Here is an 11,613-nt window from a genome sequence, read left to right on the forward strand (position 1 = left end):
GCGATACTGCTGCGCATGACGACCGACGCCCAGGAGCCGACCCTCACGATCGACGAGCTGGCCGCGCGGGCGGGCGTCACGGTGCGCACCGTGCGCTTCTACGGCACCAAGGGCCTGCTGCCGCCGCCGGAGATCGGCCCGCGGCGCGTGGGGCACTACGGGCGAGAGCACCTGGCCCGGCTGGAGCTCATCGAGGAGCTGCAGCGCCAGGGCATGACGCTGGCTGCCATCGAGCGCTATCTGCGGCAGCTGCCGCCGGATCTCAGCGCGCACGACCTGGCGATCCACCGGGCGGTGGTGGCCTCCTGGGCGCCGGACACGGTGGAGACGATGACGCGCGCGGAGCTGGAGCGGCGGGCGGGGCGGCCCCTGACCGACGCCGACGCCGAGCGGCTGACCGCGATGGACGTGGTCCGGCCCGGCAACGGGGCGTACGACGTCGACCTCGGGCTGCTGCGGCTCGGCGTCCGGCTGCTGGACGTGCCGGTCTCGCAGGAGGCGATCCTGGCGGCGCGCAAGGTCCTCATCGAACACTCACGCGCCGCGGCGCACGAGCTCGCCCAGCTCTTCCGCGGTGAGGTGTCGGAGCGGGGGCCGCGGGACGTGAAGTCCCTGTCGGCCCACATGCACCCATTGGTGGTGCAGGCGCTCCTGACCACCTTCCAGCGGTCCCTCAAGGAGGAGCTGGGCGAGTGGCTCGCGGAGTCAGGAACGGGCTGAGTCGCTGAACCGCTCCCCCTTCTCCGCCTTCTCGACCAGCAGCGCCGGCGGCAGGAAGCGGTCGCCGTAGCGCTCGGCGAGCTCCCGCGCGCGTGCCACGAAGCCGGGCAGGCCGCCGTCGTAGCCGTTGACGTACTGCAGGACCCCGCCGGTCCAGCCGGGGAAGCCGATGCCGAAGATCGAGCCGATGTTGGCGTCGGCGACCGACGTCAGCACGCCCTCCTCCAGCAGCCGGACCGTGTCGAGCGCCTCGGAGAAGAGCATCCGCTCCTGCATGTCCCGGAAGGGGATCTCGGTGCCCGCGCGGGTGAAGTGCTCCCGAAGGCCCGGCCACAGGCCGGCGCGCCTGCCGTCCTCGCCGTACTCGTAGAAGCCGGCGCCACCGCTGCGGCCGGTGCGGCCGAACTCGTCGACCATGCGGTCGATGACGGCCTCCGCCGGGTGCGGGGTCCAGGTGCCGCCCGCCTCCTCCACGGCGCGCTTCGTCTCGCTGCGGATCTTGCGCGGGAGGGTGAGCGTCAGCTCGTCCATCAGGGAGAGCACCTTGGCCGGGTAGCCCGCCTGGGCCGCCGCCTGCTCGACGGACGCGGGCTCGATGCCCTCGCCGACCATCGCCACGCCCTCGTTGATGAAGTGGCCGATGACGCGGGAGGTGAAGAAGCCGCGCGAGTCGCGCACGACGATCGGCGTCTTGTTGATCTGCCGGACCAGGTCGAAGGCGCGCGCCAGGGCCTGGTCGCCGGTCCGCTCGCCCTTGATGATCTCGACGAGCGGCATCTTGTCGACCGGCGAGAAGAAGTGCAGCCCGATGAAGTCGCCCTGGCGCTGCACGCCCTCGGCGAGGGCGGTGATGGGGAGCGTGGAGGTGTTGGAGCACAGCAGCGCGTCCGGCGCGACGACCTGCTCGATCTCCTGGAACACCTTGTGCTTGAGCGCGGTGTCCTCGAAGACGGCCTCGATCACCGCGTCGCATCCGGCGAGGTCCTGGGCCTCCGCGGTGGGGGTGATGCGGGCGAGCAGCGCGTCGGCCTTCTCCCGCGTCGTACGGCCCTTGGCGACGGCCTTGGCGCACAGCTTCTCGGAGTACTCCTTGCCCTTGAGGGCGGCCTCCAGGGAGACGTCCTTCAGCACGACGTCGATGCCGGCGCGGGCGCACGAGTAGGCGATGCCGGCGCCCATCATCCCGGCGCCCAGGACGGCCACCCGGCCGACCTGGCGGCGCTCGACGTCCTTGGGGCGGTTGGCGCCGGAGTTGACGGCCTGGAGGTCGAAGAAGAACGCCTGGATCATGTTCTTCGAGGTCTGCCCGGCGGCCAGCTCCACGAAGTAACGGGCCTCGATGACCTGGGCGGTCTCGAAGTCGACCTGGGAGCCTTCCACGGCGGCCGCGAGGATGTTGCGGGGGGCCGGGTAGGGGGCTCCGTTCGTCTGCTTGCGCAGGTTGGCGGGGAAGGCGGGCAGGTTGGCCGCGAACTTCGGGTTGGCGGGTGTGCCGCCGGGGATGCGGTAGCCGGGCCTGTCCCAGGGCTGCTGCGACTCGGGGTGGGCGTCGATGAAGGCGCGGGCCTTGGCGAGCATCTCCTCGGGGGTCTCGGCCAGGTCGTCGACCAGGCCGTTCTCCAGGGCGCGGCGCGGGCTGTACTGGGTGCCCTGGAGCAGCACCTTGAGCAGGGCGTCGGCGATGCCCAGCAGGCGTACGGTGCGGACCACGCCGCCGCCGCCGGGCAGCAGGCCGAGGGTGACCTCGGGGCAGCCGATCTTCGAGCCGGGCGCGTCGAGGGCGACCCGGTGGTGGCAGGCGAGGGCGATCTCGTAGCCGCCGCCCAGGGCCGCGCCGCCCAGCGCGGCGACGACCGGCTTGCCGAGCGTCTCGATGCGGCGCAGATCGCGCTTGATGGCCATGCCACCGTCGAACAGCTCCTGGGCGGTCTCCGGGGTGACCCGGATCAGGTCGCGCAGGTCGCCGCCGGCGAAGAAGGTCTTCTTGGCGGAGGTGAGGACGATGCCGCGGATGGAGTCCCGCTCGGCCTCCAGCCGGTCGGTGATCGCGGCGAGGGAGTCGCGGAACGCCTTGTTCATGGTGTTCGCGGACTGGCCCGGGTCGTCGAGGACGAGGGTGACGACGCCGGTCTCGTCCTGCTCCCAGCGGATGGTGGTGCTCTCGGTCATTGCTACTCCGTATCGGGATCTGGGACGGGCCGGGTCAGATGCGCTCGACGATCGTGGCGATGCCCATGCCGCCGCCGACGCACAGTGTGGCGAGGCCGAACCGCTTGTCCTGGCGCTCCAGTTCGTCGACGAGGGTGCCGAGGATCATCGCACCGGTGGCGCCGAGCGGGTGGCCGAGGGCGATGGCGCCGCCGTTGACGTTGACCTTGTCCAGGGACAGGCCCATGTCCTTCACGAAGCGCAGGACGACCGCGGCGAAGGCCTCGTTGATCTCGACGAGGTCGATGTCGTCGATGGTGAGCCCGGCCTTGGCGAGCGCCTTGCGGGTCGCGGGGGCGGGGCCGGTGAGCATGATGGTGGGCTCGGAGCCGGAGACCGCGACGGAGACGATCCGCGCGCGGGGGGTGAGCCCGAAGCGCTCGCCGACCTCCTTGGAGCCGATCGCGACGAGGGCGGCGCCGTCCACGATGCCGGAGGAGTTGCCCGCGTGGTGCACGTGGTCGATCTTCTCGACCCAGTGGTACTTCTGCAGCGCCACGGCGTCGAAGCCGCCGAGGTCGCCGATGTCCGCGAACGACGGCTTCAGCTTGGCGAGCGAGTCGGCGGTGGTGCCGGGACGCGGGTGCTCGTCGTGGTCGAGGACGACGAGGCCGGCGCGGTCCTTCACCGGCACGACCGAGCGCGCGAAGCGGCCCTCCTTCCAGGCGGTCGCCGCGCGCTCCTGCGACAGGGCCGCGTATTCGTCGACGTCACGGCGGGAGAAGCCCTCGATGGTGGCGATCAGGTCGGCGCCGATGCCCTGCGGGACGAAGTCGACCGCGAGGTTGGTCATCGGGTCGTTGAACCAGGCGCCGCCGTCCGAGGCCATCGGCACCCGGGACATCGACTCGACGCCGCCCGCGAGGACGAGGTCCTCCCAGCCCGAACGGACCTTCATCGCGGCCATGTTGACGGCCTCCAGGCCGGACGCACAGAAGCGGTTCTCCTGCACGCCCGCCACCGTGTCCGGCAGCCCGGCGGCGACGGCGGCGATCCGGGCGATGTCGGAGCCCTGGTCGCCCACGGGCCCGACCACGCCGAGCACGATGTCGTCGACGGCGGCGGGGTCCAGGTCCGGGAAGCGGTCGCGGAGTTCGTGGATGAGCCCGACGACCAGGTCGATGGGCTTGGTGCCGTGCAGGGCGCCGTTCGCCTTGCCACGTCCGCGCGGGGTGCGGATCGCGTCGTACACATACGCTTCGGTGGTCACTGGGGGGCCTTTCGGTGAGGGGCTTTCGCAGGGGCCGGGGACGTCAGGGGCCCGTCGTGCGTCAGGCTCGGTACGTCCCAGTCGCGGGCCACGTCCGCGGTGCCGGCGCCGGGCTGCGCCGGGCCGCTGCGGACGGCGGTCGGGGTGGCGGAGAAGCGGGGTGCGGGGGCGGGCTGGGTGATGCCGCCGTGGTCGGTGAAGGTGCCGCGCGCGGCGAGGTGTGGGTGGTGCGGGGCCTCGCGCAGCGACAGCACGGGCGCCACGCAGGCGTCGCTGCCCTCGAAGAGGGCGGTCCACTCGTCCCTCGTACGGGTCTTGAAGCGGGCGGCGACGGCCTCGCGCAGTTCGCCCCAGCGGGTGATGTCCTTGCGGGCCGGGGCCTGGTCGGCGATGCCCAGCAGCCTGACGAACTCGTCGTAGAACTGCTGCTCCAGCGCGCCCACCGCCATGTACTGGCCGTCGGCCGTCTCGTAGGTGCCGTAGAACGGGCAGCCGCCGTCGAGGAGGTTGGCGCCGCGCCGGTCCTGCCAGCCGCCGGCGGCGAGCATGCCGTGGATCATCGCGGCGAGGTGGGCGGTGCCGTCGACGATGGCGGCGTCGACGACCTGGCCGGTGCCGGTGGCGCGGGCGTGATGCAGGGCGGCGAGGACGCCGACGACCAGGTAGAGGGAGCCGCCCGCGTAGTCGCCGACGAGGTTGGCCGGGACGGCGGGGGGCTCGCCGGGGCGGCCGATCATGCCGAGGGTGCCGGTCGGCGCGATGTAGGCGATGTCGTGGCCGGCGCTCCGGGCGAGCGGGCCGTCCTGGCCCCAGCCGGTCATCCGGCCGTAGACCAGCGCCGGGTTGCGGGCGTGACAGGCCTCGGGGCCGACGCCGAGGCGCTCGGCGACGCCGGGGCGGTTGCCCTCGATCAGGACGTCGGCGCGGGCGGCGAGGTCCAGGACGCGGGCGGGGCCGTCCGGGGACTTCAGGTCGACGATCACCGAGCGTTTGTTGCGGTTGGTGATGTCGTAGCGTGCATCGATCGCGAGGCCGCCGCCGCCGGGGCGGTCCACGCGGACGACGTCGGCGCCCAGGTCGGCGAGGAGCATGGCGGCGAAGGGGCCGGGGCCGATTCCGGCCAGCTCGAGCACGCGTACGCCGGTGAGCGGGCCGTGCGGTGGCGTCTTCGCCATGGTCTTCAGCCCCTGTCGCTGTGACACAACTGATGTAACACCGGTGATGGTAAGAACGTGTTCCAGTGGGCACAAGGCCTGAACGAGCAAGCGCTTAGACATCCAGGGTGCCAGGTGGCCGGCCGCACCACCACGCCGGTGCGGCGTCAGCGTGCGTCCAGCTCCGCTATCAGGCGCTTGGGGGCGATGACGCGGTAGCTCTCCTCGACCCAGTCGCAGAGGAGCTCCGCGGTCGGGGCGTCCTCCGGCTGGACCGGGATCCTCACCCAGCCGGACCTGCCCAGGCCGTAGCCGGCGGGCTCGGCGCCAGGGGCCGTCAGGGCGTGGGCGTGGCTGGTGTCGTCCTTGAGCTTGACGGTGACGCCCAAGGGGTGGCTGCCGTCGCCCATGCCGAGGAACGCGAACACCTTCGTGTTGACCTTGGCGACCGACTCGCCCCAGGGGAACTCCTCGACCGCGCCGGGCAGCCCGAGCGCGAACTCGCGCACTTTTTCCCACTTCTTCAGGGCGTTCCTGGGCACGGTCACCGTCCACCTCCGGGCTCGTCGTCGGGCTCCGCAGTGCTCACGCTAGCCTCAGCCACCGACAGCGGCGCGGGCTGCGGAAGCGAGGGGTGTCATGAGCAAGCCGTCCAGGGCTGATCGGCCGTACGACATCGTGCTCTTCGGAGCCACGGGCTTCGTGGGCACACTGACGGCCGAGTACCTCGCCGAGCATGCGCCGAAGGACCTGCGCTGGGCCGTCGCCGGCCGGAGCGAACTGCAGCTGGCGCGGCTGCGGGAGGGGCTGCGGGAGCAGTCGCCGGACGGCGCGGAGATCGGGGTGCTGCGGGCCGACGTGACCGACCCGGCGTCGCTGCGCCGCCTCGCCGAGCAGGCGCGCGTGGTGGCCACGACGGTGGGCCCCTATGTGACGTACGGCGATGAACTCGTGGCCGCCTGCGCGGACAACGGGACCGACTATCTGGACCTGTCGGGTGAGCCCGAGTTCGTCGATCTGACGTACGTGCGGCACGACGCCCGCGCGCGGGAGACCGGCGCCCGGCTGGTGCACGCGGCCGGGTTCGACTCGGTGCCGCACGACCTGGGCGTGTACTACACCGTCCAGCAGCTCCCCGAGGGTGTGCCGCTGACGGTGGACGGGTTCGTCACGGCCGACGCCGCCTTCTCGGGCGGGACGTTCGCCTCCGCGCTGAACCAGTTCGCGCGGCCCCGGCAGATGGCGGCCGCCGCGCGGGAACGGCGCAGGCACGAGCCGCGGCTGGTGGGGCGGCGGGCGACGACACCGTCCGGGGCGCCGCGGTTCGTCCCCGAGGTGCGCGCGTGGGCGCTGCCGCTGCCGACCATCGACCCGCAGATCGTGCGCCGGTCGGCGAAGGCGCTGGCGCGGTACGGCCCCGACTTCCGCTACCGGCACTACGCCGCCGTACGGCGGCTGCCGGTCGCGGTGGGCGGGGTCGCGGCGGTGGGCGCGCTCGCGACCGCCGCCCAACTCCCGCCCGCCCGGCGCTGGTTGTCCGACCGTCTCAAGCCCGGGCAGGGGCCGAGCGCGGAGAAGCGGGCGAAGAGCTGGTTCTCCGTGCGCTTCGTGGGCGAGGGCGGTGGCCGGAAGGTGTTCACCGAGGTCGCGGGCGGCGACCCCGGGTACGGCGAGACGGCGAAGATGTTCGCCGAGGGCGCCCTGTCCCTGGCCTTCGACACCCTGCCCCCGACCGCCGGCCAGGTCACCACGGCGGTGGCGATGGGCGACGCGCTCCTGGACCGCCTACGCACGGCAGGCATCACGTTCCGCCTGGCAGCGAGCAGGTAGTCCCGACGCCGGCGAGCCGGTGACTTCGGCGACGGACCGCTGCGTCCCGGGCCCGGGTGGCAACCAACCGCGACCCGGGACGCAGCCGGCGACGCGCGCCTACGTCGTCCACTCGGCCAGGGTGAAGATCATCGCGCCGAGCCAGGCCAGTCCGGCCAGTACGGCGAGGGCCAGAGCCGCCGTCACGGGGCGGCTCGGGTGGGTGACGGGCTCGGGGGCGCGGTGTGTCGTCATGCGGCCCAGCCTGCCGATCATGACGGTGCACCGGCATCCGTACGGGTACTCAGAGGGGCCTTGTCCCGCGCGGCCGCGTACTCACTTACGCGTCCGCCGCGCCTGCCGTCGCCTCGCGAAGGGCGCGGCGGCACAGGGAGTCGGCGAGGCGGGTGGTCTCCGGCAGGCGGTAGCGCGGGCTGAGGCGCAGTACATGGGCGCAGGCCGTGTCCAGAAGGACGCGGTGCCCGACGGACACGTACACCGGCTTGACGCCCTGCTGGGTGCGCAGGGCGCGGCCGACCTCCTCGTCGCCTGCGAGCAGCGGGGCCGACGACCCGCGCGCGGGTGCCAAGTCGGCGTGGGTGAAGGTGAACGGGTTCTTGGCGACGCCGATCGTCGGCAGACCCGTGAGGACCCCGAGGTGGCTGGCGAGCCCGAAGCGGCGCGGGTGGGCCAGGCCGTAGCCGTCGCAGACCACCAGGCCGGGCGGGACGGGCAGGGCGTCGAGGGCGGCCAGGACGGTGGGGAGCTCGCGGAAGGCGAGCAGTCCGGGCACGTACGGGAAGGAGATCCGCCCGACGGCCGTGGCCTCGGCGACGACGTCGAGCGTGGCCGCGTCCAGTACGACGGCCGCCGCGGCCACCACGTCCCGCTCGTCGTCGTAGGCGACGTCGACACCGGTGACGCGACCCGCGGCGGGCGACGGCCCCGGCTCGTCGAGCACCAGCCTGCGGCGCAACTCGTCCTGGACGGCGTGGGCCTGCTCCTCGGTGGTGGGCCAGCCTTCGGGGATGCGTACGGTCGTCGTCATGGTGAGGACGAGGTTACGGGGCCGGGCGGCCCGCCCGCCGGGCCGCCCGGGACCGGTTCACTTGCCGAGCGCGCGCTGCAGCTGCTGCTTGTTCATGTCCGAACGGCCGTGAATGTTGCGCCGCTTGGCCTCCTGGTACAGCTGGTCGTAGGTGGGGCCCTGGGAGCCCTTCCCGGACCGCTGGCCGCCCCGCCTGCCCGACGACATGTCCTGGATGGACGTACGGCTGGCCGTCTTCGACTCGCCGGAGCGTGCGCGTTCCTTGTTCACCGTGCGGGCCGCGATCTCCTTGGCGCGCCCCGCGCTCTCGCCCCGGTCCCGAGCACTCTCCTTGATGTGCTCGTACTGCCGTTCCCGCTTCGGGCTCGAACCGCTTGGCATGTCCGCTCACTTCCTCTCACGTCGGGCGAACGAGTACCCCCATCGTGGGTGAATACGACAAACAGGGCGCGTCCGGCTCTCCGGACGGGGGACGCGGCCCGCCGCCGACACCGGGCACGGCCCAGCCGCCGCCACGGAAGACGGTGACGCACGTCACTGCACGCGCGGGTGCACGGATGCGCGGATTCCGTCGTCTCACCCAGTGCCCGGCCTCACACCGGAAGTCCGTCCGGCCGTCACAAGGGAGCAAGGCGATGTCCACCGTCATCGAGCAGTCAGTCGAGGCGCGCCTCGTCGCCGCCGCGCCGCGGATGCCGAGCATCCCCGCGACGCTCACCTACGACCTGACGGATCCGTTCGCGATCCGGATGACGTTCCCGGCCCAGGCCACGCTGGAGAACGAGGAGGTCTGCTGGACCTTCTCCCGCGACCTGCTGGCCGCCGGCATGCACGAGCCCGAGGGCCGCGGCGACGTGCGGGTGCGGCCGTACGGCTACGACCGGACGGTGCTGGAGTTCCGCGCCCCCGAGGGCACGGCCGTCGTGCACGTCCGCTCGGGCGAGCTGCGCCGGTTCCTGGAGGCGACGCGCGTGCTGGTGCCCGAGGGCCTGGAGCACGCCTGCCTCGACCTGGACCACGACCTGGCGGAGCTGATGCGGGACGCCTGCTGACCAGCCCCTTCCGATGTGCCGGTGCGCCCTGGCCGCGGACGCCCGTTAATCCGTTGACAGGCCCCGGCGCCCCTCGTACGTTTTAGACGGTCCTGTTGCCGCCGATTGGAGAAGGACGTTGCTCGTCTGAGGTCCTGAGACACCGCGTCACACCTGTCAGGTGTGCACGCCGCGTGCGACCTCGGCGTTCGAGCCGTCCTTGCGGAGCAGGGCTTTCCTTGTGCTCCCACACCCCTGGGCCCACGGCCCACGCGGTGGTCGCCGCCTTCCGGTGTCTCGATACGCGTTGCCCCTGAACGCTTCAAGCAACCGCGAGGCCCCTTTGCATACTTCGATCACCTGCACGTCCCTTGCCTTCGCCTGGCCCGACGGCACCTCCGTCCTCGACGGCCTCGACGCCTCCTTCGGCCCCGGCCGGACCGGGCTCGTCGGTGTCAACGGCTCGGGGAAGTCGACCCTGCTGAAACTGGTCGTCGGCGACCTGACCCCGGCCGCCGGCACCGTACGGGTCGCGGGCGAGGTGGGCTACCTCCCGCAGAACGTCACCCTGGACACCGCCCTGCGCGTCGACGAGGCCCTCGGCATCGCCGCCCGGCGTGCCGCGCTGCATGCCATCGAGGCCGGCGACGTGGCCGAGGAGCACTTCGAGACCGTCGGCGACGACTGGGACGTCGAGGAGCGCGCCCTGGCCACCCTGGGCGAACTCGGGCTCGGCCATGTCGAGCTGGACCGCACCGTCGGCGAGATCTCCGGCGGTGAGTCCGTGCTGCTGCGGCTGGCCGCGCTGCTGCTGCGCCGGCCGGACATCCTGCTGCTGGACGAGCCCACCAACAACCTCGACGTTTACGCGCGCAGGCGGCTGTACGCGGCCGTCGCGGCCTGGCCCGGCGTCATGGTGGTGGTCAGCCACGACCGTGAGCTGCTCGAACTGGTCGACCAGATCGCCGATCTGCGCTCCGGGGAGATCACCTGGTACGGCGGGAACTTCTCGGCGTACGAGGAGGCCCTGGAGACCGAGCAGGAGGCGGCCGAGCGGATGGCGCGGGTCGCCGAGGCCGACTTCCGCAAGCAGAAGCGCGAACTGGCCGACGCCCAGGTCAAGCTCGCCCGCCGCAAGCGGTACGGCCAGAAGATGTTCGAGCAGAAGCGCGAGCCGAAGATCGTCATGGGGGCGCGCAAGCGCGCGGCACAGGAGTCTGCGGGCAAGCACCGCATCATGCACGAGGAGAAGCTCGCCGAGGCCAGAGAACGGCTCGACGAGGCCGTGGACGCCGTACGGGACGACGACGAGATCCGCGTCGACCTGCCGTACACCGCGGTACCGCAGGGCCGGAGCGTGCTCACCCTGCGGGACCTGGAGCTCGCGTACGGCGCCCGGGTCGAGGGCGGCTTCGATCTGTACGGTCCCGAGCGGATCGCGCTGGTCGGGCGCAACGGCGCGGGCAAGACGACGCTGCTGCGCACCGTGGCCGGGGAGCTGGCGCCGGTGTCCGGGGAGGCGACGGCGCATGTGCCACTGCGCTTCCTGCCGCAGCGGCTGGACGTCCTCGACGGCGCTCTGACGGTCGCCGAGAACGTGGCCCGGTTCGCGCCGGGCGCCACCAACAACCGGATCCGGGCGCGGCTGGCCCGCTTCCTGTTCCGGGGCGCCCGGGCCGACCAGCAGGCGGCCACGCTGTCCGGCGGGGAGCGCTTCCGCGCGACCCTGGCCGCGCTGATGCTGGCGGAGCCCGCCCCGCAGCTGCTGATGCTGGACGAGCCGACGAACAACCTGGACATGGCGAGCGTGCGGCAACTCACCACGGCCCTGGAGTCGTACGAGGGCGCGCTGATCGTGGCCAGCCACGACCTGCCGTTCCTGGAGTCGATCGGGATCACGCGCTGGCTGCTGCTGGACGGAGAACTCAGAGAAATCACGCCAGGAGCTGTCGGGTATCCCTCCTAGCTTCGACCGTGTTCACCGGTGTTTCGGGATCGGGTAGGTCGTCCGTCGGACGCGCTGGAGGACCTCGCGCCCGCGGTCGTCGTCGACCAGCGGCCGATCGGGGGCCTCTCCCGGTCCACGGTCGGCACCATGACGGACGTCTGCTCGGTGATCCGCGTGCTGTTCTCGCGGCACGGCACGCCGAGCGCCGGCCCGGCCACGGCGTACTCGTTAGACGACCCGTCGGGCATGTGCCCCGGCTGCGACGGTCTGGGCCGCACCGTCCAGCCGGACTGGGACCGCATCCTCGATCCGGGCAGATCGCCGGCGGACGGCGCGGTCCGCTTCCCGCCGTTCACGGCCGGGACCTGGCAGGGGCAGGCGTACACCAACAGCGACGAGCTGGACCCGGGCAAACCAGGGGTCCTTCACGGGGAGCACCTGCGGAGGGTGGCGGCGTAGGTGCGGGCTCAGGGGGCTGTCCTCTC

11 protein-coding genes and 1 pseudogene are annotated in these 11,613 nt (G+C 72.5%); 5 read left to right on the forward strand and 7 right to left on the reverse strand.

Annotation, left to right across the window (positions count from 1 at the left end; all coding sequences use genetic code 11):
• The first annotated feature begins 15 nt into the window (after window positions 1-15).
• Window positions 16-720, forward strand: a complete 705-nt coding sequence (locus ACFV6X_RS03540; protein WP_385377004.1) for a MerR family transcriptional regulator — start codon at window positions 16-18, stop codon at window positions 718-720.
• Here ACFV6X_RS03540 and ACFV6X_RS03545 read toward each other — a convergent pair.
• The 4 genes from ACFV6X_RS03545 to ACFV6X_RS03560 form a co-directional block, all read right to left on the reverse strand.
• Complete coding sequence (locus ACFV6X_RS03545; protein WP_385377006.1) at window positions 706-2,889, reverse strand: 3-hydroxyacyl-CoA dehydrogenase NAD-binding domain-containing protein; 2,184 nt, start codon at window positions 2,887-2,889, stop codon at window positions 706-708. The genes ACFV6X_RS03540 and ACFV6X_RS03545 overlap by 15 nt on opposite strands.
• Window positions 2,890-2,923: 34 nt before the next feature.
• Window positions 2,924-4,138, reverse strand: coding sequence for an acetyl-CoA C-acetyltransferase (locus tag ACFV6X_RS03550; protein ID WP_385377009.1), 1,215 nt, complete (start codon window positions 4,136-4,138; stop codon window positions 2,924-2,926).
• A complete protein-coding gene (locus ACFV6X_RS03555) occupies window positions 4,135-5,313 on the reverse strand; it encodes a CaiB/BaiF CoA transferase family protein (RefSeq protein WP_385377012.1) in 1,179 nt (392 codons plus the stop codon). Before ACFV6X_RS03555 ends, ACFV6X_RS03550 begins: the two co-directional genes overlap by 4 nt.
• Window positions 5,314-5,459: 146 nt before the next feature.
• On the reverse strand, window positions 5,460-5,840 hold the full coding sequence (locus ACFV6X_RS03560) for an MmcQ/YjbR family DNA-binding protein (RefSeq protein ID WP_385377015.1): 381 nt from the start codon (window positions 5,838-5,840) through the stop codon (window positions 5,460-5,462).
• Between the two features lie 91 nt (window positions 5,841-5,931).
• Here ACFV6X_RS03560 and ACFV6X_RS03565 point away from each other — a divergent pair, with 91 nt between their 5' ends.
• Window positions 5,932-7,122, forward strand: a complete 1,191-nt coding sequence (locus ACFV6X_RS03565; RefSeq protein ID WP_385377018.1) for a saccharopine dehydrogenase family protein — start codon at window positions 5,932-5,934, stop codon at window positions 7,120-7,122.
• Between the two features lie 99 nt (window positions 7,123-7,221).
• On the opposite strand, the gene mmpA is transcribed toward ACFV6X_RS03565, so the two are convergent.
• The 3 genes from mmpA to ACFV6X_RS03580 form a co-directional block, all read right to left on the reverse strand.
• Window positions 7,222-7,356, reverse strand: coding sequence for a morphogenic membrane protein MmpA (mmpA, locus tag ACFV6X_RS03570; protein WP_385377021.1), 135 nt, complete (start codon window positions 7,354-7,356; stop codon window positions 7,222-7,224).
• 85 nt (window positions 7,357-7,441) lie between these two features.
• The gene (locus ACFV6X_RS03575) at window positions 7,442-8,149 is read right to left on the reverse strand and encodes an endonuclease V (protein ID WP_385377022.1); all 708 of its coding nucleotides are present in this window, start codon (window positions 8,147-8,149) and stop codon (window positions 7,442-7,444) included.
• Between the two features lie 57 nt (window positions 8,150-8,206).
• A complete protein-coding gene (locus ACFV6X_RS03580; RefSeq protein WP_385377025.1) occupies window positions 8,207-8,530 on the reverse strand; it encodes a plasmid stabilization protein in 324 nt (107 codons plus the stop codon).
• A gap of 254 nt (window positions 8,531-8,784) precedes the next feature.
• On the opposite strand from ACFV6X_RS03580, the gene ACFV6X_RS03585 reads away from it, so the two are divergent.
• The 3 genes and pseudogenes from ACFV6X_RS03585 to ACFV6X_RS03595 all read left to right on the forward strand — a co-directional run.
• Window positions 8,785-9,201, forward strand: coding sequence for an SsgA family sporulation/cell division regulator (locus ACFV6X_RS03585; protein ID WP_385377028.1), 417 nt, complete (start codon window positions 8,785-8,787; stop codon window positions 9,199-9,201).
• Window positions 9,202-9,523: 322 nt separating this feature from the next.
• Window positions 9,524-11,146 (forward strand): ABC-F family ATP-binding cassette domain-containing protein, encoded by a 1,623-nt coding sequence (locus ACFV6X_RS03590; RefSeq protein WP_385377031.1) that lies wholly within the window; start codon window positions 9,524-9,526, stop codon window positions 11,144-11,146.
• A gap of 45 nt (window positions 11,147-11,191) precedes the next feature.
• A pseudogene (locus ACFV6X_RS03595) lies at window positions 11,192-11,545 on the forward strand (excinuclease ABC subunit UvrA); the annotation flags it as partial.
• Between the last annotated feature and the right edge of the window lie 68 nt (window positions 11,546-11,613).

This window comes from Streptomyces sp. NPDC059861 (assembly GCF_042731435.1).
Taxonomy (GTDB): domain Bacteria; phylum Actinomycetota; class Actinomycetes; order Streptomycetales; family Streptomycetaceae; genus Streptomyces.

What these genes read in the sequence shown, in the direction of transcription:
- ACFV6X_RS03580 (WP_385377025.1), bottom strand. Translation starts at nt 8,530, where the DNA reads ATGCCAAGCGGTTCGAGCCCGAAGCGGGAACGGCAGTACGAGCACATC.
- mmpA (WP_385377021.1), bottom strand. Translation starts at nt 7,356, where the DNA reads ATGACGACACACCGCGCCCCCGAGCCCGTCACCCACCCGAGCCGCCCC.
- ACFV6X_RS03540 (WP_385377004.1), top strand. Translation starts at nt 16, where the DNA reads ATGACGACCGACGCCCAGGAGCCGACCCTCACGATCGACGAGCTGGCC.
- ACFV6X_RS03545 (WP_385377006.1), bottom strand. Translation starts at nt 2,889, where the DNA reads ATGACCGAGAGCACCACCATCCGCTGGGAGCAGGACGAGACCGGCGTC.
- ACFV6X_RS03555 (WP_385377012.1), bottom strand. Translation starts at nt 5,313, where the DNA reads ATGGCGAAGACGCCACCGCACGGCCCGCTCACCGGCGTACGCGTGCTC.
- ACFV6X_RS03565 (WP_385377018.1), top strand. Translation starts at nt 5,932, where the DNA reads ATGAGCAAGCCGTCCAGGGCTGATCGGCCGTACGACATCGTGCTCTTC.
- ACFV6X_RS03575 (WP_385377022.1), bottom strand. Translation starts at nt 8,149, where the DNA reads ATGACGACGACCGTACGCATCCCCGAAGGCTGGCCCACCACCGAGGAG.
- ACFV6X_RS03585 (WP_385377028.1), top strand. Translation starts at nt 8,785, where the DNA reads ATGTCCACCGTCATCGAGCAGTCAGTCGAGGCGCGCCTCGTCGCCGCC.